Origin of the sequence: Polynucleobacter sp. MG-27-Goln-C1, from assembly GCF_018881905.1 — a bacterium.
In the GTDB taxonomy this organism is placed as follows: Bacteria; Pseudomonadota; Gammaproteobacteria; order Burkholderiales; family Burkholderiaceae; genus Polynucleobacter.
In genome coordinates, this window is record NZ_JACVPM010000001.1 from 430,115 (window position 1) to 455,707 (window position 25,593).

Here is a 25,593-nt window from a genome sequence, read left to right on the forward strand (position 1 = left end):
TTCTTTATTTAAGTTGATTAATGATGAGTTGAATAATTATTTATCGTAGGTGTAGACGCCGCGTCCGGTCTTGCGGCCAAGGTATCCAGCTGCCACCATCTCACGGAGAAGTGGGCAAGGGCGATACTTGGAGTCGCTAAAATTCTCAAAATAGACTTCCATCACCGCAAGGCAGGTATCAAGACCAATTAAGTCAGCTAAGGCGAGTGGACCAATCGGTTGATTGCAACCTAGCTTCATGCCGGCATCAATGTCTTCAGGGCTGGCAAGACCTTCATGAAGCACGAAGAAAGCTTCGTTAATCATTGGTAACAAAATACGGTTTACTACAAAACCAGGAGAGTTCTTGACGGTGATCGGCTCTTTGCCAATACGCTTAGCCATTTCAATAATGGCTGCGTGTGTTGCATCTGAAGTTTGCAAGCCACGAATCACTTCAACCAATGCCATCATTGGCGGCGGATTAAAAAAGTGCATACCAATAAAGCGGCTTGGGTTGGAATCTAGGGCAGCAAGCTTCGTAATAGAGAGTGAAGAGGTGTTCGTAGCAATAATGGTTTCTTTGCTGACGATCTCATCAACTTGCTTCAATATCTTTTCTTTTACAGCTTGATTTTCGGTGGCAGCTTCAATCACCAATTGAAGGCCCTTGAAGTCAGCATATGAAGTGCTGCCTTTGATGCGCTTTAACGCCGCATCCTTTCCTTCAGCCGTCAGAGTTTCTTTTTTAACAAGGCGATCCAAGCTCTTGCTAATTTGATTCAAGCCGCGCTCAACCGCTGCATCACTGATGTCGACCATTACAACATCTAGTCCAGCAACTGCGCACACTTGCGCGATACCGTTGCCCATCGTGCCTGCACCAATAACTCCGACCGATTGAATCTTCATGCTATTTCCTTTTTTGATACTGTGATGAACCAAATAATTGCTCTCTTGCTTTGTCATCATGCAAGGGCTTGCGTAATGCAGTTAATACTTCAACGCCACGCTTAACAGCAGGGCGCTCACCAATCATTTCAAACCAGCGCTTGAAATGCGGGTACTCATTGATATCGATACCTTGATTCTTCCAATTACGTGTCCATGGGAATATGGCGATATCGGCTATGGAGTAACTCTTTCCAGCAATATAGGGATTATCTTTCAGTTGATGATCGATCACCCCATATAGACGCTTGGCTTCATTAGTGTAGCGATTGATTGCGTACTCAATTTTTTCCGGAGCGTAGATCCGAAAATGGTGGTTTTGACCTAAAAGTGGCCCTAAACCCCCCATTTGGAACATGAGCCATTGCAAGACCTCGTACTTAGCACGAGTGGATTTGGGTAAAAACTTCCCTGTTTTAGCTGCTAGATAGAGCAGGATGGCGCCAGACTCAAAGAGGTGAATCGGTTTACCATCAGGGCCATTGGGATCCGTAATGGCTGGAATCTTGTTGTTTGGGCTAATCGCCAAGAAGTCGGGCTTGAACTGATCGCCGGCACCAATATCAATTGGATGGGCAATCCAGTCTTTGCCTAATTTATATCCACACTCCTCGAGCATGATGTGCACCTTGTGCCCATTTGGTGTTGGCCAGCTATAAACATCAATGATGTCTTTATTAGGTTTGCTTATTGCCATAATCTTTCCTCTTTTATAGGGTTTGTAAACGCTCTAATGCTGCAGAGAGCGTTTTTTCTTCTTTAGCAAAACAAAAACGGATCACGCCTGACTCAACAGGCTTGGAATAAAAAGCAGAAATAGGAATAGTAGCTACGCCAACCTCGGTAGTTAGCCAAGAGCAAAAATCAGCTTCGCTCATCTTAGCTTGGGGGATATTTAACTTAGTGTAGTTCACGCATTGAAAATAGGTTGCTGGGGATGGCAATAATTTGAAACTAGTGCGCTCCAGTCCTTTACTAAAAAAATCCCGCTTAGCTTGGTAAAAAGATGGCAGCGCCAAGTAATGATCTGCATTCTTGAGGTATTCCGCTAAACCATATTGCATTGGTGTGTTCACTGTAAATACGTTGAACTGATGTACCTTGCGAAATTCTTTCATCATCGATGATGGTGCGGCTACATAGCCCACCTTCCAGCCGGTGACATGATAGGTTTTGCCAAAGCTCGATATCACAAAACTTCGCGCCGCTAACTCTGAATGACTTGCAATGCTCACATGATTAAGCCCGTCAAACACCATGTGCTCGTAGACTTCGTCACTTAAGATCAGCGCATTTGTACTTCTCACTAAACTGGCCAAGCGATCAAGATCGGATTTCTGCCAAACCATACCGGTTGGATTATGTGGCGTGTTGATGATGACGAGTCGCGTTTTTGGATTGATTGCTTTCGCAAGCTCATCCCACGGAATTGAATAGGAATTCACACTGCCTTGCTCATCGCAATTGGCGGTCAAAGATACGGCAACAGTTTTGCCGCCAGCTAATTCAATGGATGGGCGATAGCTGTCGTAGGCCGGTTCAATAATGACAACTTCATCGCCTGGAGTGACGCATGACAAGATTGCCGTCAAGATTCCTTGGGTGCCACCAGCAGTGATGGTGATCTCAGTGTCAGGATCGTAGTCATGACCATAAAGCGAAGAAATTTTTTGTGAGACACCCAGACGTAACTCTGCAATCCCGATCATCGGCGGGTATTGATTGTGATCAGCTAGCATCGCCTGATTAACCTGGGATATAAGCTCACGATCGCATGGAAAGTCTGGGAAACCTTGACCCAAGTTGATGGCTTGGTGTTTTGCCGCAAGGGTCGACATTACCGTAAATACCGTTGTCCCCACCTCGGGTAGGCGACTAGGGAAGGCAGGGGTCAGAGGTGGGTTTTGGTCCATGCAGGCGGTTTAGGGCAAATAAGGTAGGTAGTCGCTAGAATGGTAGTAATTCATATTCAAATTGTGCCATGCTGATCGTACTTTCACCCGCTAAATCCTTAGACTACAAAACCCCCGCCAAGGTCAAAGCCCCGACTTTGCCGGAGTTTGTTTCTGAATCAGCAAAGCTGATAGCTGAGCTAAAGAAGCTTTCGCCTCAAGAGGTCGCCAACCTCATGGGTCTATCGGATCAGCTGGCCGCTCTGAATGTCGGCCGATATCGTGACTGGTCCAAGAAATTTACCGATGAAAATAGCAAACCCGCTATTTATGCCTTCAACGGTGATGTCTACGATGGGTTTGACGTGAAGAGCCTCAATGCCAAGGCCATTGATTTTGCACAGGACCATGTCCGCATTCTCTCTGGCTTATATGGTGCATTGCGCCCCTTAGACTTAATGCAGCCTTATCGCTTAGAGATGGGGACATCGTTTAAGAATGCCCGAGGAAAAGATTTATACGCATTTTGGGGCGAGCGTGTGACCGATTCGTTGAAGTGCATCCTGGAGAAGCAAAAGAAGCCTGTGCTCCTCAATTTAGCTTCTGAAGAGTATTTCAAGGTATTGCAAGCCAAGAACTTAGATTGCCCAGTGATTTCTCCAGTGTTTCAAGATGGTAAAGACGGCAAGTTCAAAATTATTTCTTTTTATGCCAAGCGGGCTAGGGGGCTAATGGCTCGCTACGTTGTTGAAAATCGCATTACTGATCCTGCGGATTTGAAGGGCTTTAATTTAGATGGCTACAAATATGTCGCCTCTGAATCAAAACCAGAGAAGCCGCTATTTAGACGCCCCGAAAGAAAGTAGGAGAGTGCACCATGGCTGTTCATCGCACTAAATCCTCGCAACGCGCTTCTCCAGACGTAGAGCGCCTGGTAGCTGACGCCATCTCTTTGGCCGCCTCTGGCAGTCAGATGGAAGATCGTTTTTGGGAAGAGCGTTTAAATGTTCGCTTAATGCGTTTGCTGAAAAGTCAAAATCAGAATGTGATTGATGCTGCACTGGATCAAACCTTCCGTATTAATACCGTAGCTTTTGAGGTGCTAGCAGATTCGGCGGAAACACTTGCTGAATCACTCACCATAGAGCATGAAGGTCAGGGTTGGGATGTGCTGTTATTGGCTCTACCAATCGTTGCACACACGCGCTATCAGATTCCCTCCGGCGCACTGCCATTGAATGTCATTGAATCCACTGCAGCTGCATTGCACAACTCAATTGCTTCTACAGATGCCCGTTTAGCGATTGTTCCTTGGCTCTATAGCATTGATCAAATGCCACATTCACATTGCCAAACTCGCTTGTTGACTGAGGCGCTGGCAACCGCTGCCATCTCTTTAAGTGAAGTCAAGCTAGAGTTGCGTGAGATGTCAGAGACGATTGCAGTATTAGCTGACCCACGTTTCATCATTGCAGCTGTTGCTGCGCCTACAGGAACTCCGCTTTTCCGTTGGCAGGCAGAAGCACCAACGCGACAAGAGCGAGGCGTCAGTTTGATTGGTTGGCAAAACACGATGCAAGAACCCATTGCCTCACTCTTACCGGGCTGTGAGTTTGAGCTTTTGTTACCAGAAGCCTATTTCACAAACTGTCGCTTGGCTGATAAGCAAGTGCGTCCATTGAGTATTCGTGCTGGCGTTAATTTTCTTGAGAGTACCCTGGGAGTTTTGCCCGCTGGATTATCTTGTGTGGTGGGTGCATTTGGTGAGGAGCAGGCGGATGAGTACCGTATTTCATTTAGTTTGAAAGGTTCATCTGAGGTGGTCTATGGCGTCATCTGGCCACTCTATGATCGCGAGAGCGTTGCCAATGATGCTCTGAATGATTTATCTGAGGATGAGAGTCCTATGAAGCGGATTGCGGATGCGCTTCATGATGCTGGCGTTGAAGATGTCTTTCGTCATGCAATGTTGTTTGATCCGGAGCTTTGCGATGATTGCGGCGCGCCACTATTTCCGGACCGATCGGGTGATGCTGTTCACGCTGAGTTGCCGGATGACGCGCCTACACAGCAGCCTTTATTTCACTAGATCAATAACTCTATCCAAACAAGATATGAATAAAAAAAGCCGAGAAATTCTCGGCTTTTTAATTTGATGCGTTTGCTTTTAGTTCTGAATAAAAGGCTCTGAATTTGCAAACAAGTGCGGGAGTTTGCCTGTTTTCATTTCTGCAGTTTGGCAGAAATCAGCAAGACGGGTCCCAGACTTGATGTTAAACAACATTGCTTTGTTACCCAGCACAACAAGGTCATGTCCACTGTTAGCGTTCTTGTAACGCAAGCTTCCTGGTAAGGAATTTTCGCGCTTCAAATCAAACGTTTTGGATTCCCAAGTAATGCGAACCGTTTCTGTTGTACCTGAAGTTTTGAATTGCTTGCTTTCGCTACAAGTCCAAGTGGTTACTTCTTCATTAGCAATAGCGGATGCTGAACCCAAGAGGCCAGCTGTTGCTAGACTAACGATGAGAAGGGATTTCTTCATGTGTAGTGATCCTTAAGAGAGAAGGTGCTTAACGCCAGCTTGTTCTTCAAGCAATTCGTTAAGGGTGTGGTTCATGCGCTCACGTGAGAACTCATCGATTTCCAAACCTTCAACCATCTTGTATTCGCCGTTTTCGCAAATGACTGGATAGCCGTAAATTACTTCAGCAGGAATGCCATATTCACCTTTAGATGGAATACCCATAGTGACCCACTTACCATTTGTGCCAAGGACCCAGTCACGAATGTGATCGATCGCTGCGTTAGCTGCAGACGCTGCAGAAGATAGGCCGCGCGCTTCAATAATGGCCGCACCACGTTTGCCAACAGTAGGAATGAATGTATCTTTATTCCATGCTGCGTCATTGATGCTGTCTTTTACAGATTTGCCATCAATGGTTGCAAAGCGATAGTCTGGATACATTGTTGGGCTATGGTTACCCCAGACAACTAATTTCTCGATATCAGCAACAGGCTTGTTTAACTTGCTAGCCAATTGTGAGAGCGCGCGATTGTGATCCAAGCGCAACATTGCAGTGAAATTCTTCGCAGGAATATCTGGAGCAGATTTCATGGCGATGTAAGCATTGGTGTTTGCTGGATTGCCAACAACCAAAACCTTCACGGTTTTCTTGGCAACTGCATTCAATGCTTTACCTTGCGCTGTGAAAATCTGAGCATTGGCTGAGAGCAAGTCTTTGCGCTCCATACCAGGGCCACGTGGACGTGCGCCAACCAACAAAGCAACGTCAATATCCTTGAATGCTGTCATTGGGTCAGAGTGGGCTGTCATGCCGGCCAACAATGGGAATGCACAATCTTCCAATTCCATCATTACGCCGGTTAAAGCTTTTTGAGCCTTTTCATCTGGAATTTCAAGCAACTGGAGGATTACTGGCTGATCTTTGCCTAGCAAATCACCATTGGCGATGCGAAAGAGGAGGGAATATCCGATTTGACCGGCTGCACCGGTGACTGCAACACGCATTGGGGCTTTTGCCATTACTAATAACTCCAGTTGAGGTTAATTAATTGAAATTCTTTCTATTATCCATTCAAGTGTATGGACTTTCCATTTACACTGTCAATCATGTCTTATATAAGATATGAGATAAGCTTGAATTTTATCCAATAGATGCTGTCCTGGAGTTAATTTGTCATTGATATCTGAACCCATAGCCTCATTTAGCCCGCTTTATGAGCAAATCAAAGCCATGATTTTGGCGAGCTTGCAGGCCTCCGAATGGTTGCCTGGTGACGCTATCCCCAGTGAAATGGAGCTAGCAGCTCGATATGCTGTCAGCCAGGGTACGGTGCGCAAAGCGATTGATGAGTTGGCCGCGCTGAATCTGCTGGTGAGACGTCAAGGCAAGGGTACTTTTGTAGCCACCCATCAAGAAGAAGACTTTCAATACCGTTTTTTACGTTTGGAGCCCGATTCTGGCGATAAGTTGCATCTCAAAAACCAGTTTTTAGCCTGTGAAAATATCCAATCTGATGCCTATATTGCAAAGTTGCTTAAATTAAAGGCAGGTGACCCTATTATTCGAATCGATCGCGTTCAAAGCTCTGCAGGGCGTCCGATCGTTTTTGAGGAGATTTGGTTGCCCAAGGCACGTTTCGAGGGTCTGACCCTGGAGGCCCTTAACGCATGGCCTGGTCCAATGTACGCTTTTTATGAGAGCGAGTACGCCACGCATATGGTGCGAGCCGAAGAAAAGATTAAGGCCGTCCTAGCCAATTCGGAGCTTGCCAGGCACCTCGAAGTTCCAGAGGGGGCTGCCTTGCTTTCTGTTGAGCGTGTGGCTTTTACCTACGGGAATAAACCAGTAGAAATTCGTCGCGCAAGGTATGACACTTCTGATCAGCATTACGACAATAAATTGAACTAGGTAGTACACTCAAAAATCAGTAAAAACCACTATTTAACCCCTTTAAACGCTAAAAAGTCCCCACCACCCCCAAGGTTTCCAATAGAATATGTTGCAACACAACAAAACCACACTGAACCTCCACCGAAAGATTGAGATTACCCATGGTTGATGCACAGCAAAACGTAAAAAAAGATAGACCGGTTTATCGAAATATTGGTCTTGCCCAGTTGATTAAGTACCGCCTTCCTTGGGCTGGAAAAGTATCCATTCTTCATCGCATAAGTGGAGCGGCATTGTTTTTGATGTTGCCATTCTTGCTTTATCTCTTGGATCAAAGTTTGGCATCCGAGATGAGCTACCAAAAATTCCAAGCCATTACTGGCCACGTTCTTGTAAAGATCGTTCTCCTTGGATTGATTTGGTCTTTCTTGCACCATTTCTGCGCCGGCATTCGTTATCTCTTGCTGGATTTAGAGATTGGTGTTGAAAAAGTTGATGCCAACCGCTCAGCGATCTTTGTATTTTTCTTAGGTCTTGCTTTGACTGCGGTTGTTGGTCTCAAACTGTTTGGCTTGTACTAAGCACTTCTTTATTAAGGAAATCTAATGCCTATTTATCAAATTGGACCTAAGCGCTTAGTTGTTGGAGCGCACTACGGCCTTAAAGAGTGGATTATTCAACGTGTAACTGCCATCGTGATGGTTGTTTTCACAATCGTTTTAGTTGTTGATTACTGCATCACTGGTAGCGCGACTTATGAAGGCTGGGCTGCATTGTTTAGCAATCAGTTCATGAAGCTCTTAACGCTTTTATTCTTCATCAGCCTGTTCTATCACGCTTGGATTGGTATCCGTGATATTTGGATGGATTACATCAAGCCAGTCAGCATTCGTTTAACACTCCAAGTGTTAACTGTTTTGTATCTCGTAGCCTGTGCGGCCTATGCCGTACAAATTTTGTGGAAAGTGTAATTCATGACTGCGATTAAAAAAGCATTGCCACGCCGCCGTTTCGACGCGGTAATTATCGGTGCAGGTGGTTCAGGTATGCGCGCTTCTTTGCAATTAGCAGAAGCTGGCTTGAACGTTGCAGTGTTAACTAAAGTTTTCCCAACTCGCTCGCACACTGTTGCTGCACAGGGCGGTATCGGTGCATCACTGGGCAACATGAGTGAGGATAACTGGCACTATCACTTTTACGACACGATCAAAGGTTCTGACTGGTTAGGTGACCAAGACGTGATCGAATTTATGTGTCGCGAAGCTCCTAAAGTTGTTTACGAGCTCGAGCACTTTGGTATGCCGTTTGACCGCAACCCAGATGGAACGATTTATCAGCGTCCATTTGGTGGTCACACAGCTAATTATGGCGAGAAGGCCGTGCAACGTGCTTGCGCAGCTGCTGACCGAACCGGTCATGCAATGTTGCACACTTTGTATCAACGTAACGTTCGCGCAAAAACAAACTTCTTCGTAGAGTGGTTAGCACTTGACCTCATTCGCGACGACGCAGGTGATGTTGTTGGTGTGACTGCGCTCGAAATGGAAACAGGCCAGGTTTACATCTTGGAAACTAAAGTAGTCATGATGGCTACTGGTGGTGCAGGCCGCATTTGGGATGCATCTACAAACGCATTTATTAATACCGGTGACGGTATGGGTCTCGCAGCTCGTGCAGGCATTCCATTAGAAGATATGGAGTTCTGGCAATTCCACCCAACTGGCGTAGCCGGTGCGGGCGTATTGTTGACAGAAGGTTGTCGCGGTGAAGGCGGTATCTTGCGTAATAAAGACGGTGAGCGCTTTATGGAGCGTTATGCACCTACCTATAAGGACTTGGCCCCACGCGATTTCGTTTCTCGTTGCATGGATCAGGAAATCAAAGAAGGGCGCGGTTGCGGCCCTAACGGTGATTATGTGGTTCTCGACTTGACGCATATTGGCGCCGAGACAATCATGAAGCGTTTGCCTTCTGTCTACGAGATTGGCATCAACTTTGCTAACGTTGACGTTACTAAAGAGCCAATCCCTGTTGTGCCAACTATTCACTACCAGATGGGTGGTATCCCTACCAACATCAATGGCCAAGTAGTTGTACCTGCCAACGGCAAGCACAATGAAATTGTTAATGGCTTGTATGCAATTGGTGAGTGCTCTTGCGTATCCGTACACGGTGCAAATCGTTTGGGTACGAACTCATTGCTCGACTTGTTGGTATTCGGTCGTGCAGCAGGTAATCACATTGTTGCGATGGATCTCAAGAACCGTGAATTTAAGCCATTGCCTGCGAATGCTGGCGAACAAACTTTAGCTCGCATTGCTGCTCTTGATAACTCAACATCTGGCGAGTATGCCCAAGACGTTGCCAATGACATTCGTAAAACCATGCAGAAATATGCTGGCGTATTCCGTAACCAAGAATTGATGGATGAAGGTGTTCGTCAAATGGCTAAGCTTACTGAGCGCGCTAAACATTTGTGGCTCAAAGATAAGTCAGAGATTTTCAATACAGCACGTATCGAAGCTTTAGAAGTGGCTAACCTAATTGAAGCGGCAAACGCAACAATGATCTCAGCTGCAGCGCGTACTGAAAGTCGTGGTGCGCACTCACATGATGATCATCAAGAGCGTGATGATGACAATTGGATGAAGCACACGCTTTGGTATAGCGAAGGCAATCGCTTGGACTACAAGCCAGTTGTTCTGAAGCCATTGACTGTTGAGTCTTTCCCTCCAAAAGAACGTACTTTCTAAGCGAAGAGAAATTAAAAATGAGTGATATTCGTATATTTGAAATTTACCGCTACGATCCAGATGTCGATGCAGCGCCACGCATGGAGCGTTACGAGCTTGAATTGACTGGTGAGCGTATGTTGTTGGACGCCTTGATTTCCCTCAAGAAACAAGATGAATCCATTTCATATCGTCGTTCATGCCGTGAAGGTGTTTGTGGCTCTGATGCTATGAACATTAACGGCAAGAACGGTTTGGCTTGCTTGACCAATATGTTGACTTTGCCTAAAGTCATCACATTGCGCCCATTGCCTGGCTTGCCAGTTGTGCGCGATTTAATTGTGGATATGACCTTGTTCTTCAAGCAGTATTTGTCCATCAAGCCTTACTTGGTGAATGACAATCCAGCTCCAGAAAAAGAGCGTCTCCAAAGTCCTGAAGAGCGTGAAGAATTGAACGGTTTGTATGAGTGCATCTTGTGTGCATCATGCTCAACCTCATGTCCATCTTTCTGGTGGAATCCAGATAAGTTCGTTGGCCCAGCTGGTTTGTTGCAGGCTTATCGCTTTATTGCTGACAGTCGTGATGAAGACACTGCACAGCGTTTGGACAACTTGGAAGATCCGTACCGTTTATTCCGTTGCCACACCATCATGAACTGCGTGGACGTATGTCCTAAGCATTTGAATCCGACCAAGGCAATTGGAAAGATCAAGGAATTGATGGTACGTAGGGCGGTATGACCCTTACCAATGCAGAGTTATATCGCTTAAAGAGTGACGCCCGAAGAGGCTTGCTTGAAAACGATTTAATTCTGCAGCGTTTTTTTGAGCGTTACGGCGATCAATTAAATGCAGATGATGGAAAAGTTTTAACCCAGTTGCTAGCCCTAGAAGATAACGACTTGATGGACTTATTAATCGGTCGCAAGGATTCTGTTGCAACATTGGAAAAAGAATCGCAAGAGGCCTCTTTCAAGGCTGTATTACAAAGGCTGAGACAGAAGTAATTCGGCTTTAGCTGCAATAGAAGTGCGGATACATGATCAAATAGTGTATTAATCATCAATTTGAATGACTAAGGATTAGAAATGATTGAATCGGACATCAAGGCAAAATTATCGTTTTCGGACGGAACGCCAGATATTGACTTGCCAATTTACAAAGGCACTATTGGTCCTGACGTAATCGATATTCGTAAGCTTTACGGTCAAACCGGCAAGTTCACCTATGATTCAGGGTTTCTATCCACCGCCTCATGCAATAGTAAGATCACTTACATCGATGGCGATAAAGGTGAGTTGCTCTACCGTGGATACCCAATCGAAGATCTCGCACACAATTGCGACTTCTTAGAAGTTTGCTACCTTTTGTTGAATGGCGAGTTACCAAACGCTAAGCAGAAAAAAGATTTCGAAGAGTTAGTCATGCACCACACGATGGTTCATGAGCAAATGCAATTCTTCTTGCGTGGCTTCCGTCGTGATGCACACCCAATGTCTGTATTGACAGGCTTGGTTGGCGCAATGGCCGCTTTCTACCATGATGAGATTGATTACAGTGACCCGTATGCTCGCGAAGTTGCTCAGATTCGTTTGATTGCGAAGATGCCAACATTGGTTGCTATGGCCTATAAGTATTCTGTTGGTCAACCATTCATCTATCCTGACAATTCTTTGTCATACACAGCAAACTTCATGCGCATGATGTTTGCTACTCCTTGTGAAGAGTACAAGGTTAATCCAGTATTAGTACGCGCTTTGGATCGTATCTTTACATTGCATGCTGATCATGAGCAAAATGCATCCACATCAACAGTGCGCTTGTGCGGCTCTTCTGGCACTAATCCATTTGCCGCTATCTCTGCTGGTATTGCTTGTTTATGGGGCCCAGCTCACGGCGGTGCTAATGAAGCTTGCTTGCAGATGCTCAATGAGATCCAGGCAAATGGTGGCGTAGATAAGATTCATGATTTCATTGCCCAAGTCAAAGATAAGAACTCTAGCGTTCGTTTGATGGGCTTCGGTCATCGTGTATATAAGAACTTTGATCCACGTGCAAAACTCATGCGTGAAACATGTCATGAAGTCTTAAAAGAAATGGGTCTCGAGAATGATCCATTATTCAAGTTAGCCATGACCCTTGAGAAGATTGCATTGGAAGATGATTATTTCGTGAGCCGCAAGCTCTATCCAAACGTCGATTTCTATTCTGGAATTGTTCAGCGCGCATTGGGTATTCCAACAGAAATGTTTACCTGTATTTTTGCTTTAGCAAGAACGGTAGGCTGGATTGCTCAGTGGGAAGAAATGATCACCGACCCTGAGTACAAGATTGGTCGTCCACGTCAGTTATATGTTGGAGAAACTTCACGCAAGGTTCCTAACATTTCCGTACGTAAATAAAAGTTTTAGAGGGTTTACATGTCACGTACGCTTTACGATAAATTGTGGGATGACCATGTCGTCTATTCCGAACAAGACGGCACGGCTACGATTTATATAGATCGTCAGTTATTGCACGAGGTGACAAGCCCTCAAGCTTTTGAAGGATTGAATTTAGCTGGCCGTCCAGTTTGGCGAATTTCTGCCAACCTGGCGGTTTCAGATCACAATGTTCCAACGACAGATCGCTCCGAGGGAATTACTGATCCGATTTCTAAATTACAAGTAGATACTCTGGATCAAAATTGTGATGCCTTTGGTATTACTCAATACAAAATGAACGATCTCCGTCAAGGAATTGTTCACGTGATTGGACCAGAGCAGGGCGCTACCTTACCCGGCATGACTGTGGTCTGCGGCGATTCACACACAAGTACTCATGGTGCTTTTGGCGCACTGGCATTTGGTATTGGTACTTCAGAAGTGGAACATGTATTGGCCACCCAAACCTTGCTCATGAAAAAGAGTAAGAATATGTTGGTGAAGGTGGATGGACGCCTTCAGCCAGGTTCTACTGCAAAAGATATCGTGCTTTCTGTCATAGGCAAGATTGGTACTGCGGGCGGAACTGGCTACACAATTGAGTTTGCAGGTGAGGCGATTCGTAATTTGTCCATGGAAGGTCGTATGACCCTCTGCAATATGGCAATTGAGGCGGGTGCTCGTGCTGGACTAGTGGCTGTTGATGAAACCACTATTGAATACATTCAAGGCAGACCTTACGCCCCTAAAGGTGAGGCTTTGCGTCATGCTTTGCAATACTGGCGCACCTTGCATTCAGATGTGGATGCTAAGTTTGATGCAGTAGTCGAGTTACGTGCGGAAGAGATTGCTCCTCAAGTAACTTGGGGTACTTCACCAGAAATGGTTTTGTCTATTAGTGATCGTGTTCCTGATCCTGAAAAAGAGCGTGATGCGAATAAACGTTCCGCAATGGAGCGTGCTCTTGAGTACATGGGGCTAGTTCCGAATACGCCATTGAGCAATATCTCGATTGATAAAGTATTTATTGGATCTTGCACCAACAGCCGCATTGAAGATATTCGTGCTGCCGCCAAGGTGGTTGATCGCCTTGGTAAGAAAGTTGCCGCTAACGTCAAATTAGCCATGGTAGTTCCTGGCTCCGGCTTGGTAAAAGCTCAGGCCGAACGTGAAGGTTTGGATCGCGTGTTTAAGGCTGCTGGTTTTGAATGGCGTGAACCTGGTTGCTCCATGTGTTTGGCTATGAATGCTGACCGCCTTGAGCCTGGCGAGCGCTGTGCATCGACTTCAAACCGAAATTTTGAAGGTCGCCAAGGCAACGGCGGAAGAACGCATTTAGTAAGCCCAGCAATGGCAGCCGCTGCTGCAATTGAAGGTCACTTTGTTGATGTTCGTAAGATTTCTTAAGGAATATTGATGTCTAAATTATCTTCATTCACTATGATTAAAAAATTAACCATTGTTGCTGTTATCGGCATCATTCTCTCAGCCTGCGCCAATACTATGGAAGGTGTTGGAAAAGATCTTCAGACTATGGGAAATTCAATGGGTGGTAGTAGCAACAGCAATAACAACCAATCCCAAACTAAAGGGAAAGATGTTGTTGTAACCCCCGTTAAGTAAGCACTAGAAATTCAGCAGAAGATCATTATGGAAAAATTTACGGTATACAAAGGATTGGTTGCTCCGCTTAATCGCGAGAACGTGGATACCGATGCCATTATTCCTAAGCAATTCTTAAAATCCATTAAGAAAACAGGCTTTGGTCAAAATTTGTTTGATGAGTGGCGCTATTTAGACCATGGCGAGCCTGGTCAGGATTGCAGTAACCGCCCAATCAACCAGGATTTTGTTTTAAATCAGCCTCGCTATAAGGATGCTGGTATTTTGCTAGCCCGTAAGAACTTTGGTTGTGGCAGCTCCCGTGAGCACGCTCCTTGGGCTTTAGACCAGTATGGCTTCAGATCTGTCATTGCGCCTAGTTTTGCAGATATCTTTTACAACAATTGCTTTAAAAATGGTCTCCTACCTATTGTTCTCTCAGAGATACAGGTTGATCATTTATTCAATGAAACCCTGGCTTTTAGCGGCTATCAGCTCACTATTGACCTGGAAGCCCAGCAAGTCATTACCCCTGACGGGACCGCCTACAGCTTTGATGTGGCCCCATTCAGAAAGCATTGCCTGCTGAACGGCTTAGACGATATTGGCTTAACCCTGCAACATGCAGATAAAATCAAGGCTTACGAAGCTGAGCGCATCCTCAAGATGCCTTGGCTTGCGACACAACTGCCGTAGTTTTATAGAGTTAAAGGCCTTTCATGAAAATTGCAGTCCTACCGGGCGATGGTATCGGCCCGGAAATCGTTGCTGAAGCCGTTAAGGTATTAAATGCGCTCGGCCCTAAATTTGATCTTGAGTTTGCCCCAGTTGGCGGTGCCGCCTACGATGTGGCAGGCCATCCATTGCCACCCGCAACATTAGAGCTTGCTAAAAAAGCAGATGCCATTTTGTTCGGCGCTGTAGGCGACTGGAAATATGACACCTTGGCTCGTGAACTCCGCCCTGAACAGGCTATCTTGGGTTTGCGCAAACATTTGGAATTGTTTGCCAATTTCAGACCAGCTATTTGCTATAACGAATTAACTGCTGCTTCTAGCCTGAAGCCTGAAATCGTTAGCGGCTTAGATATTTTGATTATTCGCGAGCTTAATGGTGACATCTACTTTGGGCAGCCACGCGGCATTCGTACTTCTGAGCTCCCTTTATTTAAGGGCGCACGCGAAGGCTACGACATGATGCATTACAGCGAGCCAGAAGTAGAGCGCATTGGTCGCGTAGCTTTTGAAGCTGCGCGCAAGCGTGGGAAGAAAGTATGTAGCGTTGACAAGGCAAACGTTCTTGAGACATCGCAACTGTGGCGTGATGTCATGATTCGCATTGGCAAAGATTACCCAGATGTTGAGTTGTCACATATGTATGTTGATAACGCAGCGATGCAATTGGTCAAAGCACCAAAGGCGTTTGATGTTGTCGTGACTGGCAATTTATTTGGCGACATTCTCTCTGATGAAGCTTCAATGTTGACTGGCTCTATTGGCATGTTGCCATCAGCATCATTAGATAAAAACAATAAAGGCTTATACGAGCCAAGTCATGGCTCTGCACCAGATATCGCTGGCAAGGGTATCGCTAATCCACTGGCAACTATTCTTTCGGCTGCCATGATGTTGCGTTACTCATTGGGTATGCCATCTGAGGCGGATCGTATCGAGGCAGCAGTTCAAAAGGTTTTGTCGCAAGGCTTGCGTACAGCTGATATCTATACCGAAGGCACGAAAAAAGTTTCTACCGTTGAAATGGGCGATGCTGTAGTGGCCGCTCTTTCAAAATAACGTATTACCCTAAATTAATTCACTCAATAGATCATTCATCATGGCAAATACAAAAACTCCATTAGTAGGCTTAGTCGGCTGGCGCGGTATGGTTGGCAGCGTTCTCATGGAGAGAATGCTGGCTGAGAAGGATTTTGATCTTATTGAGCCTGTATTTTTTAGTACCAGCCAAGCTGGCGGTGAAGTACCACTCTTGAATGGTCAGAAAGTGACTAAGAGCGAAAATACTTTGCTTGATGCGAATGACATCAAGGCGCTCTCACGTTGCGACATTATTTTGACTTGCCAGGGCGGCGACTACACCAATGAGATTTTCCCTAAACTTCGCGCTGCTGGTTGGCAAGGTCATTGGATTGATGCGGCTAGTGCATTACGCATGAAGGAAGATGCTGTTTTAGTTTTGGATCCAGTAAATCGTCCAGTGATTGATAAGGCGTTGGCTGCTGGTGGAAAGAACTGGATTGGTAGTAACTGCACAGTTAGCTTAATGATGATGGCGATGGGCGGCTTAGTTAAGGCCGACATGGTTGAGTGGATTAGTGCCATGACTTATCAGGCGGCTTCTGGTGCTGGTGCACAGAATATGCGCGAACTACTTTTGCAAATGGGCGCATTGCGTGACAGCGTAGCTACAGAGTTAGCTGATCCATCCTCTTGGATTTTGGATATCGACCGCAAAATTACTGAGACTTTGCGTTCCCCTGATTTTCCGAAGAAAAACTTCCGCAATACACCTTTAGCGGGTAGCTTGATTCCTTGGATCGATGTTCCTGTTGAAAATGGTCAAACCAAAGAAGAGTGGAAAGGCGGTGCTGAGTTTAATAAGATCTTGGGCCGTCCTGCATTTAGAACTCCTGGAAGCATTCCAATTGATGGTTTATGCGTTCGTGTTGGCGCAATGCGTTGCCACTCACAAGGCCTCACAGTCAAACTCAAAAAAGATATCCCATTAAAAGAAATCGAAGCTATTTTGGCTAACGATAACCAGTGGGTTAAGGTTATTCCAAATGATCGCGAGACCACTGAGCGTGAATTATCTCCAGCTGCAATTAGCGGCACTTTGACAGTGCCCATTGGTCGTCTCCATAAGATGGCTATGGGACCTGAGTACCTTGGTGCCTTTACTGTTGGCGATCAACTCTTGTGGGGTGCTGCTGAGCCATTGCGCCGTATGCTCCGCATCTTGCTAGAGCACTAATGCTCAGATTTAGCCAAATTCAGTTTGCAAGAGCACTTTGCTTAGTTTGGCTAAGTTGGTCAAGTGCGGCAGGGGCCATTTCTCTTGGCTCCCCAAAACTACTTTCTAGACCTGGTGAACCACTCAAAGTAGAGTTTCCGATTCGGGTTACTGCAGATGAGCAATCTGCGCTCTCGAGTTTGAATGTTGGTATTACTAACAAGGCAGCCTACGATCGTTTAGGAATATCTCAAAAGATACTCGCCCTGAATCCTCAGGCGATGATTTATCGTAATCAACAAGAGCAGTTGATGGTTTTGTTGGAGACGGTTGAGTCGGTGCCAATGACGGATGATCCATTCTTGGACGTCTTAGTCACACTGAATTGGTCTGCGGGAAGCCTTACTAAGACCTATACATTGCTGCTGGGTGATGCTCAAAAAATTCTAGTAAGGCCTGGTCAAACACTATCTGAAATTGCGGCTCAGTTAGCCCCTCAATTGCAGGGTGCTACGCTAGATCAAACCATGATGGCTTTGTTTAAAGCCAACCCCGATGCATTTGCTAGCGGTAGTATTAATCGCTTAGAGGCTGGTGCTGAACTCAATCAACCAAATCAGGCTTTATTGCGCTCGATTAGCCCAGCAGAGGCTCAGCAATTTGTAGCCGAGTCTAATGCGCAGTGGCTATCTGAGCGTGATGCAAAGGGTGGGGCTCAAGGTGGCGCTAATTTAAAAAATGGTACCGATGCGCCTGCAAAAGATCGCCTCAAAATTGGATCAAGTGCTGAAGGCAGTTCTGAAGAGCGCCGCTACACAGAAGATTTAGTCGCTCAAGAAAAAGCGCTGGAGCAGACTCGGGTGCGTGTCGCTGAACTTGAAAAGAATATTGCTGATTTGCAACGACTTCTTGACCAAGCCAAGGGCAAGTCATCCGCATCCACTAAAAATGATGGTTCTTTTGGTTTAGGTGGATTTGCGCCGGCAATCTTTGCTTTGGTATTAATGGGCCTTACAGGTCTTTTACTGTGGTTGTTGGCAAAAAATGCCCGTCGTTCTGAAGTGCGCAATTTTTCAGGCGAAATACCCAAAGTTGCCTCAACTAGCAAGGAGCATCATCCGGCTCATGGTGCAATGCCAGATCGTGCAAAAGCACTGTTCGCTGGAATTGATCTGGATTTAACGCCCGTTAAAAAATCTACCCAGCCTCCAACTGCAGAGGTCAATCCACTTGCTGATGCTCTTCGTGTAAAACTAAATCTTGCTCGTGCCTACATCACCATAGAAGATTTTTCAGCTGCCAAAAAATCACTTCAAGAAATTGTCCATATTGGCAGTTCAATTGATCCTGCAATTACGATCGAGGCTCAGGGTTTATTGGCTGAGCTATCGCACAGAAATTCTTAAGCGGTATTATGCGCATCGCTCTTGGCCTTCAATATGATGGCAGCCCCTATTCAGGATGGCAGTCCCAAGTAAGTCAGAGGACGATTCAAGACGAATTAGAAAAAGCCATTTCATCATTTGTGGGAGTTGATGCCGCCAATGCGAATCCTATTCGCGTTATTACAGCCGGCAGGACAGATACAGGGGTTCATGCCTTAGGTCAGGTTGTTCACTTCGATGTTGATGTTGAGCGAGAAAACTGGTCGTGGGTCAGGGGTGTTAATACTTTCTTGCCAGAATCAATAGTGGTTAACTGGGCTATAGTTGTTCCTGAAGAATTTAGTGCTCGGTATTCTGCTCATGAGCGTACTTATATCTACGCATTGCATGCCGGACCATGCCGCTCACCAATGGCCGCAGATCGCGCTGGTTATGTCATGCTTCCAGCAGATCGTTGGTTTGATGTTGATGCTATGAGAGAGGCTGCCGAATGCTTGATTGGCGAACATGATTTCACCTCATTCCGATCCTCAGAGTGTCAAAGTAAGACTCCAGTAAAAACGATGTATTCCATCGAGATTTTCTCGAATGAGCCTTGGTTGTATTTCAAGATTAAAGGGAATGCGTTTTTGCATCACATGGTACGCAATCTAGTGGGAAGCTTTATTCAAATCGGCGTTGGCAAGCAAAAATCAGGATGGATGGCAGAAGTCTTGGCTGCTAAAGATCGCAGCATTGCTGCGCCTACGTTTTCGCCGGCTGGGCTCTATTTGGCTCAAATTGCCTATCCAGATGGGTTTCAGATACCAAAGCCTTGGCTTGCAAATTCTTGGTTACCTAAGGCGGTATTCGCCTAAGCAGGTCTTTATTTGCTCAAGGCCTTATCATTTCCCATATGGGCTTACTTACTAACTCTCCTGGACGTACTAGGGTCAAAATCTGCGGTCTCAAGACGCCTGCGGATGTGGATGCTGCTGTTGCCGCTGGAGTAGATGCCGTTGGCTTCGTCTTCTATGCACCAAGCCCAAGGTCTGTAACCCCCAATATTGCTGCCGCATTGATTTCCAGGCTTCCAGCTGGGGTAGATGCCGTCGGCTTGGTTGTAAACGCCACAGATGCTGAATTTGAGGCTATTAGGGCGGCTGCCTCTATTACCTTATGGCAGTTTCATGGAGATGAGTCCCCTGAGGACTGTGAGCGTCTAGCTGCGGGGCAGCCATGGATGAAGGCTGCACGCGTTGGGGCAGGCTTCGCATTTGATGATTTTTCCCTACAATATAGGCAAGCAAACGCCTTTTTGCTCGATGCTCTTGTTGAGAGTTACGGTGGAGGGGGCGTTCCTTTTGATTGGTCAGGAATTCCACAAGCATGGATAAGCGCAAACGCGCCTCGGGTCGTTTTGAGTGGTGGATTGAACGTTCACAACGTGGGCGAAGCCATTGCTCGTCTTCATCCTTGCGCGGTTGACGTCTCTAGCGGCGTTGAAATCAGCAAGGGTGTAAAAGATCACGCCTTGATGAAGCAGTTTATTGAGGCAGTGCGAGCCGCAGATGCAAGCACATCAACCTAATCATTTGCTGTAACTAATCAAAAGAGGTATTTATGTACGATAAGCCAGATGCACGAGGGCACTTCGGTCCTTACGGTGGCGTATTTGTTTCTGAGACGCTCATGTTCGCTTTGGATGAACTCAAAGCGGCTTACGCAAAATACCAATACGACCCAGAATTCTTAGAAGAGTTTCATTACGAGCTCAAGCATTTTGTAGGTCGTCCATCACCGGTGTATCACGCCAAGCGTTGGAGTGAGATGCTGGGTGGTGCGCAAATCTATCTCAAGCGCGAAGATTTAAATCACACAGGCGCACACAAAATTAATAACGTCATTGGTCAAGCGATGTTGGCTAAGCGTATGGGTAAGCCGCGAATCATTGCTGAAACGGGAGCGGGGCAGCATGGCGTTGCTACTGCAACTATTTGCGCACGCTTTGGTTTGGATTGCACCGTGTATCAAGGTTCTGTTGACGTAGCGCGCCAAGCTCAAAACGTATTTCGTATGAAATTGCTTGGTGCAAAAGTAGTGCCTGTTGAATCAGGAACGAAAACTCTTAAAGATGCGCTCAACGAAGCGATGCGAGATTGGGTTACCAACGTTGAGGATACTTTCTACATCATTGGTACTGTGGCAGGTCCACACCCATATCCGATGATGGTGCGAGATTTTCAGAGTGTGATCGGTGAAGAGTGCAAAGTACAGATGCCTGAAATGACTGGACGCCAGCCTGACTATGTCATGGCATGTGTTGGCGGCGGCTCTAATGCGATGGGTATTTTCTATCCCTATATCGATTACCCAGAAGTGAAATTGGTTGGTGTTGAAGCTGCAGGCCATGGCTTAAATAGTGGTCTTCACTCTGCAGCACTTTGTGTTGGTAAGCCAGGTGTATTGCACGGTAACCGAACCTATTTATTGCAAGATGAGAACGGTCAGATCTCTGAAACGCACTCTGTTTCTGCTGGTATGGATTATCCTGGCGTTGGTCCTGAGCATGCTTGGTTAAAAGATTCAGGTCGAGCCGACTATGTTGCGGTAACAGATGAAGAGGCACTTAAAGCTTTCCATGATTGCTGTCGTATCGAAGGCATCATTCCCGCTTTAGAGTCTTCACATGCAATTGCTTATGCGTGCAAATTGGCGCCAACACTCTCTAAAGATAAAACCATCTTGGTGAACCTGTCTGGCCGCGGTGATAAAGATATGCATACCGTTGCACAAGCGACAGGCTCCGAAGGTTAATTCGAAGTCACTCACGAAATTACAAAAAAATAATAATTACGAATTGCCATGTCAAAAATTACCGCACTCTTTAATGAACTAAAAGCTTCTGGCAAGAAAGGGCTCATTCCCTTTATTACTGCTGGTGACCCAGATCCAAAACTCACCGTTGAATTAATGCATGCAATGGTTCGTGGTGGCGCTAATGTGATCGAACTCGGAGTTCCTTTTTCGGATCCTATGGCTGATGGACCAGTCATTCAGCGATCATCTGAAAGGGCACTCACTCAGGGCGTTACTTTGCACGGTTGCCTGGACATGGTGAAAGAATTTCGGAAGCTCGACACTAATACCCCGGTAGTTTTGATGGGATATGCCAACCCTGTGGAGCAAATGGGGGCAGAGCGCTTTGCAACTGAGGCCAAAGCTGCCGGTGTTGATGGTGTTCTCGTGGTGGACTACCCGCCAGAAGAGTGCGAGGATTTTGCTGCTCGTATGAAGCTTGCTGGTGTTGACCCAATTTTTCTATTGGCGCCAACTTCATCACCAGAACGCATAAAGGATGCTGCCAAAATAGCTTCTGGTTATATCTATTACGTGTCCATGCGCGGTGTAACTGGTGCATCCCACCTAAATACCCAAGATGTCGCTAGCATCATTCCTAAGATCCGTGAAGCAACCCCGATCCCGATCGCAGTGGGTTTTGGTATTAATGACGCTGAAAGTGCCCGTGCAGTATCAAAAACAGCAGATGCGGTGGTAATTGGTAGTCGGATTATTCGACTTTTGGAAGATTCTGCCCCTGGGCAAGCGGTACAATCACTTGAAACCTTCATACGTGAAATTCGCGTCGCTTTAGATAGTTAATGCACTGGATAGTTAAAAACTGATGAGCTGGATCGATAAATTACTACCCCCACAAATCCAACATACGGATCCTGCTAACCGCAAATCTGTTCCTGAAGGACTTTGGGTTAAGTGCCCTAGCTGTGAAACTGTTCTTTACAGCACAGATATTGAAGCTAATCTCTCGGTTTGTCCTAAATGCAGTCACCATATGCGTATCGGTGCACGTTTGCGTTTGGATAGCTTGTTGGATGAAAAGGGTCGTTATGAGATCGGTGCTGACATCTATCCAATCGATCCACTGAAATTTAAAGATTCAAAGAAATACCCAGACCGTATTAAAGAGGCGAATGATGCCTCTGGTGAGTCCGAGGCCTTAATCGTTCTTGGCGGCAAGATTGAAAGCATTCCTGTTGTAGCAGCGTGTTTCGAGTTCCAGTACATGGGCGGCTCGATGGGTTCAGTTGTTGGTGAGCGTTTTGCTCGTGGTGTTCAAGAGGCTATTGCTAAGAAGTGCGCTTTTATCTGTGTCACAGCAACTGGTGGCGCGCGTATGCAAGAAAGCTTGCTCTCCTTATTTCAGATGGCCAAGACAAATTCGATGTTGACCTTGCTGTCTAAAAAAGGTTTGCCATATATCAGCGTATTAACAGACCCAACGATGGGTGGAATTTCTGCCAGCTTCGCCTTTATGGGCGATGTTGTGATGGCTGAACCAAAAGCATTGATTGGTTTTGCAGGTCCACGCGTGATTGAGCAAACTGTTCGTGAAAAATTACCAGAAGGCTTTCAGCGTTCTGAGTTTTTGATGCAAAAAGGTGGCATTGACATGATTGTGGATCGTCGCCAAATGCGCGGTGAAATTGCTCGTCTGTTGGCTTTGCTCCAGCAACTTCCTGAGCCTGCGATTGCGGGTAGCGCAGCTGTATAAAGCGCTTGAGTTCCGCACACCAACCCCCCATTCTTTTTTCTAGCCTAGCGGCTTGGCTTAGTCACCTCGAAACAGCTCACCCTGTCGGTATTGACATGGGCCTTGACCGTATCAATCGAGTCAAGGCAGCGTTAGGGCTTCATTTCGAATGCCCTGTTATTACAGTGGCTGGCACCAATGGTAAGGGCTCGACTTGTGCCTATCTCGAAAGTATTTTGTTGGCATCTGGCTATAAAGTAGGTTGTCATATGTCTCCACACTTACTCAACTTTAACGAGCGCGCTCGAATAAATGGTGAAGAGGTCAAAGATGATCTCTTGTTAGAACATTTTGCCGCCGTTGAAAAGGCTCGGGTCAGCCTAGTAGATGCCCCAACCCTAACGTATTTTGAATTCACTACCTTGGCAATCATGCATTTATTTTCCAAGGCGAATTTAGATGCTGTTGTACTTGAAGTTGGTATGGGTGGACGCCTAGATGCCGTCAACATCATTGATGCGGATTGCGCAATAGTGACCAGTATTGATATTGACCACGCCGATTTTCTGGGCGGCACTCGTGAAGCTATTGGACGTGAAAAGGCAGGAATTTTTCGTGCTGGTGCTATTGCGGTTTGTGGTGACCCTGTTCCGCCGCAATCTCTTATTGATTATGCTGAAGAGTTGGGTTGTGATTTATGGCTTCAAGGTCGCGACTATAACTTTCAGGGTGATAAGCAGCAGTGGGGTTGGGCGGGGCGTCAAAAACGCTTTAGCGGCCTTGGATATCCCGCCTTACGGGGGGCTAATCAGATCCTTAATGCCTCTGCTGTGATTGCAGCCCTGATGGCATTGCATCAACGCCTACCGGTTAGCGCTCAAGATATTCGTAATGGATTTGCATTGGTGGAGTTACCTGGTCGCTTCCAGGTGCTGCCTGGCCAACCTACCGTTGTTCTGGATGTTGCGCACAATCCTCATGCGGCTGCTACTTTGGGGCAGGGCTTGGAGAAAATGGGCTATCACCCCTACACCTACGCCATTTTTGGGGCAATGGCGGACAAGGATATATCTGGAGTTATTAAGCCCTTATTGGATAGCGTCGATTTTTGGTTTTGTACTGACTTACCGACTCCGCGAGCCGCCACTGCTACAGCCCTATCCGAGAGGCTTGTAGAGCTGGGGGTAGCCGTTAAAAATGGTGAAGATGGGGGGATTGAATGCTTCCCAGATCCCGCTGCAGCTTATCAAAAAGCGCTTTCTAAGGCTGGTGAGGGTGATAGAATTGTCACCTTCGGATCCTTCTATACCGTTGCCGGCGTAATGGCATATCGAAACAACCAGGCGCATTGATCCATGATTCGTTTACCGAAGCTTTTTAAGCGAAACCCTGTGACTGAAGACCTTGACCGAGGTTCAGTGAGGGGTCGTCGTACCGTCAATAAATTAGCCCCCCGCAGTTTTCAGCGCGCTCAAGAGAATGAAGAACTTGCGCTTACCGAAGATCCTGAGCAACAACGTGCCCGACATCGTTTGATTGGAGCCGCTGTATTGGTGCTGATCGCAGTCGTGGGCTTACCCCGTATCTTGGATAGCAAGCCTAAGTCTGTAAATAATGATATTGCTGTCAACATCGTTACCAGCCTTCCAGCGCCAAATGCTGCAATGCCTGCGAATGATGACAAAGCTAAACCTGCAGTAGTAGCTGAAGCACCCGCAAAAGAAAAAGAAATTGTAGTTGCGCCAACACCTGAAGCAAAACCTGAAGTAAAGGCTGATGCTAAACCAGCACCTGCAGTTCCTAAAGCCAACTCTATTGGATTGGCTGCTGGTGAAGAAGTGGTTGCGGCGCCCAATACGACTACCAAAGCAAAAACCGAAGAGCTTCCGAAAAAAGCAGGTTCTGGCAAGTACGTTATTCAGATTGGTGCCTTTGCTTCCGAAGATCGTGCCAAGGGCTGGATCGCGAAAATGAAGGATCAAAAGATTCCTAACTATGTACTCAATAAAACGGGTACCGATGGTGCAAAGCTTTATGTATTGAGGGCTGGCCCATTTGCGGATAAGGATGCAGCTGAGGCTGCCGAGAAAAAAGTCAAAGCCATGGGTCTATCTCCAAGGCTGGTTGAGGTTGGAGCACCTTAATGGAATATTTATCCACCTTGAAGTTAACTACGGTGGATTACTTCACCCTAGTAGTGTTATTGGTTTCTGCTTTGGTGGGCATTTCTCGAGGTCTATTTAAAGAAGTGCTGGCACTAGCATCTTGGTTTGTTGCTGCTTGGGTTGCCTATCACTACACCAACTATCTTTCCGTTGAATGGTTATCAACTTTTCATATGGATGAGCTCCTGAGCTTAGGTGTGAGCTTTCTGATTTTATTTATTTTGACCTTGATTGTTTGTGGCTTGGTTGGCAATGTGATTCAAAAAATCATCTTGTCTGCTGGGCTCAGCATGACAGATCGTTTTCTGGGTCTTATTTTTGGTCTAGCGCGTGGCGGTGTGGTCGTGGTTGTAATGGCGACATTAGCGGCTTTGACCCCAATCCCTCAAAGTATGGCTTGGCAAAAAGCAATTACTCGCCCAGCTATCGACATGGCAACTGGTTTAATCAAAAATTGGCTTCCAGCCGATTGGGCAAAACAATTAGGTGATGCAATGCCTAAAATTACACCCACCATTACACCTTCATTAACAATAGGGATCTAGG

Annotated in this window: 28 protein-coding genes; 23 read left to right on the forward strand and 5 right to left on the reverse strand. The window is 46.3% G+C overall.

Going from position 1 to position 25,593, the window contains the following annotated elements:
* Positions 1-36: 36 nt before the first annotated feature.
* The 3 genes from ICN14_RS02190 to ICN14_RS02200 are packed head-to-tail and all read right to left on the reverse strand — an operon-like array spanning position 37 to position 2,843.
* Positions 37-891, reverse strand: coding sequence for a 3-hydroxybutyryl-CoA dehydrogenase (locus ICN14_RS02190; protein WP_216224492.1), 855 nt, complete (start codon positions 889-891; stop codon positions 37-39).
* Between the two features lies 1 nt (position 892).
* Positions 893-1,600: a glutathione binding-like protein gene (locus ICN14_RS02195; RefSeq protein WP_216224982.1), complete on the reverse strand. Its 708-nt coding sequence runs from the start codon at positions 1,598-1,600 to the stop codon at positions 893-895.
* Positions 1,601-1,640: 40 nt separating this feature from the next.
* The gene (locus tag ICN14_RS02200) at positions 1,641-2,843 is read right to left on the reverse strand and encodes a methionine aminotransferase (protein WP_216224494.1); all 1,203 of its coding nucleotides are present in this window, start codon (positions 2,841-2,843) and stop codon (positions 1,641-1,643) included.
* Between the two features lie 68 nt (positions 2,844-2,911).
* Between ICN14_RS02200 and yaaA the strand changes: the two genes are divergently transcribed.
* A complete protein-coding gene (gene yaaA, locus ICN14_RS02205) occupies positions 2,912-3,688 on the forward strand; it encodes a peroxide stress protein YaaA (protein ID WP_216224496.1) in 777 nt (258 codons plus the stop codon).
* A gap of 11 nt (positions 3,689-3,699) precedes the next feature.
* Positions 3,700-4,911, forward strand: coding sequence for a DUF2863 family protein (locus ICN14_RS02210; RefSeq protein ID WP_216224498.1), 1,212 nt, complete (start codon positions 3,700-3,702; stop codon positions 4,909-4,911).
* Positions 4,912-4,989: 78 nt separating this feature from the next.
* Here the strand turns inward: ICN14_RS02210 and ICN14_RS02215 are convergent, their stop codons facing one another.
* Entirely contained in the window at positions 4,990-5,364 is a 375-nt protein-coding gene (locus tag ICN14_RS02215) for a hypothetical protein (RefSeq protein WP_216224500.1), read from the reverse strand.
* 12 nt (positions 5,365-5,376) lie between these two features.
* Positions 5,377-6,366 carry a malate dehydrogenase gene (locus ICN14_RS02220; RefSeq protein WP_216224502.1) on the reverse strand — a complete coding sequence of 330 codons (990 nt, stop codon included), beginning with the start codon at positions 6,364-6,366 and terminating at the stop codon, positions 5,377-5,379.
* Positions 6,367-6,517: 151 nt separating this feature from the next.
* Between ICN14_RS02220 and ICN14_RS02225 the strand changes: the two genes are divergently transcribed.
* The 21 genes from ICN14_RS02225 to ICN14_RS02325 all read left to right on the forward strand — a co-directional run bounded on the left by ICN14_RS02225 (position 6,518) and on the right by ICN14_RS02325 (position 25,592).
* Entirely contained in the window at positions 6,518-7,255 is a 738-nt protein-coding gene (locus ICN14_RS02225) for a GntR family transcriptional regulator (RefSeq protein ID WP_216224504.1), read from the forward strand.
* A gap of 143 nt (positions 7,256-7,398) precedes the next feature.
* Positions 7,399-7,818, forward strand: coding sequence for a succinate dehydrogenase, cytochrome b556 subunit (gene sdhC / locus ICN14_RS02230; protein ID WP_216224506.1), 420 nt, complete (start codon positions 7,399-7,401; stop codon positions 7,816-7,818).
* A 24-nt stretch (positions 7,819-7,842) separates the two neighbouring features.
* Positions 7,843-8,208: a succinate dehydrogenase, hydrophobic membrane anchor protein gene (gene sdhD / locus ICN14_RS02235; RefSeq protein WP_114691369.1), complete on the forward strand. Its 366-nt coding sequence runs from the start codon at positions 7,843-7,845 to the stop codon at positions 8,206-8,208.
* A gap of 3 nt (positions 8,209-8,211) precedes the next feature.
* Positions 8,212-9,990, forward strand: coding sequence for a succinate dehydrogenase flavoprotein subunit (sdhA, locus tag ICN14_RS02240; protein ID WP_216224508.1), 1,779 nt, complete (start codon positions 8,212-8,214; stop codon positions 9,988-9,990).
* A gap of 17 nt (positions 9,991-10,007) precedes the next feature.
* Positions 10,008-10,712 (forward strand): succinate dehydrogenase iron-sulfur subunit, encoded by a 705-nt coding sequence (locus ICN14_RS02245; protein ID WP_216133342.1) that lies wholly within the window; start codon positions 10,008-10,010, stop codon positions 10,710-10,712.
* Positions 10,709-10,978 carry a succinate dehydrogenase assembly factor 2 gene (locus tag ICN14_RS02250; RefSeq protein WP_216224509.1) on the forward strand — a complete coding sequence of 90 codons (270 nt, stop codon included), beginning with the start codon at positions 10,709-10,711 and terminating at the stop codon, positions 10,976-10,978. Before ICN14_RS02245 ends, ICN14_RS02250 begins: the two co-directional genes overlap by 4 nt.
* An 81-nt stretch (positions 10,979-11,059) precedes the next feature.
* Complete coding sequence (gltA, locus tag ICN14_RS02255) at positions 11,060-12,373, forward strand: citrate synthase (RefSeq protein WP_216224510.1); 1,314 nt, start codon at positions 11,060-11,062, stop codon at positions 12,371-12,373.
* A gap of 18 nt (positions 12,374-12,391) precedes the next feature.
* On the forward strand, positions 12,392-13,801 hold the full coding sequence (gene leuC / locus ICN14_RS02260; RefSeq protein ID WP_216224511.1) for a 3-isopropylmalate dehydratase large subunit: 1,410 nt from the start codon (positions 12,392-12,394) through the stop codon (positions 13,799-13,801).
* Positions 13,802-13,810: 9 nt separating this feature from the next.
* Positions 13,811-14,017 carry a hypothetical protein gene (locus tag ICN14_RS02265; protein WP_216224512.1) on the forward strand — a complete coding sequence of 69 codons (207 nt, stop codon included), beginning with the start codon at positions 13,811-13,813 and terminating at the stop codon, positions 14,015-14,017.
* A 27-nt stretch (positions 14,018-14,044) separates the two neighbouring features.
* Entirely contained in the window at positions 14,045-14,692 is a 648-nt protein-coding gene (gene leuD, locus ICN14_RS02270; RefSeq protein ID WP_216224513.1) for a 3-isopropylmalate dehydratase small subunit, read from the forward strand.
* Between the two features lie 23 nt (positions 14,693-14,715).
* Entirely contained in the window at positions 14,716-15,789 is a 1,074-nt protein-coding gene (gene leuB / locus ICN14_RS02275) for a 3-isopropylmalate dehydrogenase (protein ID WP_216224514.1), read from the forward strand.
* A 40-nt stretch (positions 15,790-15,829) separates the two neighbouring features.
* The gene (gene asd / locus ICN14_RS02280) at positions 15,830-16,987 is read left to right on the forward strand and encodes an aspartate-semialdehyde dehydrogenase (protein ID WP_216133335.1); all 1,158 of its coding nucleotides are present in this window, start codon (positions 15,830-15,832) and stop codon (positions 16,985-16,987) included.
* A complete protein-coding gene (locus tag ICN14_RS02285; RefSeq protein WP_216224515.1) occupies positions 16,987-18,372 on the forward strand; it encodes a FimV/HubP family polar landmark protein in 1,386 nt (461 codons plus the stop codon). Before asd ends, ICN14_RS02285 begins: the two co-directional genes overlap by 1 nt.
* Before the next feature lie 5 nt (positions 18,373-18,377).
* Positions 18,378-19,208 (forward strand): tRNA pseudouridine(38-40) synthase TruA, encoded by an 831-nt coding sequence (gene truA / locus ICN14_RS02290; RefSeq protein WP_216224983.1) that lies wholly within the window; start codon positions 18,378-18,380, stop codon positions 19,206-19,208.
* A 38-nt stretch (positions 19,209-19,246) separates the two neighbouring features.
* Positions 19,247-19,921: a phosphoribosylanthranilate isomerase gene (locus tag ICN14_RS02295; protein ID WP_216224517.1), complete on the forward strand. Its 675-nt coding sequence runs from the start codon at positions 19,247-19,249 to the stop codon at positions 19,919-19,921.
* A gap of 32 nt (positions 19,922-19,953) precedes the next feature.
* Entirely contained in the window at positions 19,954-21,147 is a 1,194-nt protein-coding gene (gene trpB, locus ICN14_RS02300) for a tryptophan synthase subunit beta (protein WP_015421170.1), read from the forward strand.
* A gap of 48 nt (positions 21,148-21,195) precedes the next feature.
* Complete coding sequence (gene trpA, locus ICN14_RS02305) at positions 21,196-21,993, forward strand: tryptophan synthase subunit alpha (RefSeq protein WP_216224518.1); 798 nt, start codon at positions 21,196-21,198, stop codon at positions 21,991-21,993.
* A 22-nt stretch (positions 21,994-22,015) separates the two neighbouring features.
* On the forward strand, positions 22,016-22,903 hold the full coding sequence (gene accD / locus ICN14_RS02310; RefSeq protein ID WP_216224519.1) for an acetyl-CoA carboxylase, carboxyltransferase subunit beta: 888 nt from the start codon (positions 22,016-22,018) through the stop codon (positions 22,901-22,903).
* 5 nt (positions 22,904-22,908) lie between these two features.
* The gene (gene folC, locus ICN14_RS02315; RefSeq protein WP_216224520.1) at positions 22,909-24,234 is read left to right on the forward strand and encodes a bifunctional tetrahydrofolate synthase/dihydrofolate synthase; all 1,326 of its coding nucleotides are present in this window, start codon (positions 22,909-22,911) and stop codon (positions 24,232-24,234) included.
* 39 nt (positions 24,235-24,273) lie between these two features.
* Positions 24,274-25,026: an SPOR domain-containing protein gene (locus ICN14_RS02320; protein WP_370624796.1), complete on the forward strand. Its 753-nt coding sequence runs from the start codon at positions 24,274-24,276 to the stop codon at positions 25,024-25,026.
* Positions 25,026-25,592, forward strand: coding sequence for a CvpA family protein (locus tag ICN14_RS02325; RefSeq protein WP_216224522.1), 567 nt, complete (start codon positions 25,026-25,028; stop codon positions 25,590-25,592). Before ICN14_RS02320 ends, ICN14_RS02325 begins: the two co-directional genes overlap by 1 nt.
* The last annotated feature ends 1 nt before the right edge of the window (position 25,593 follow it).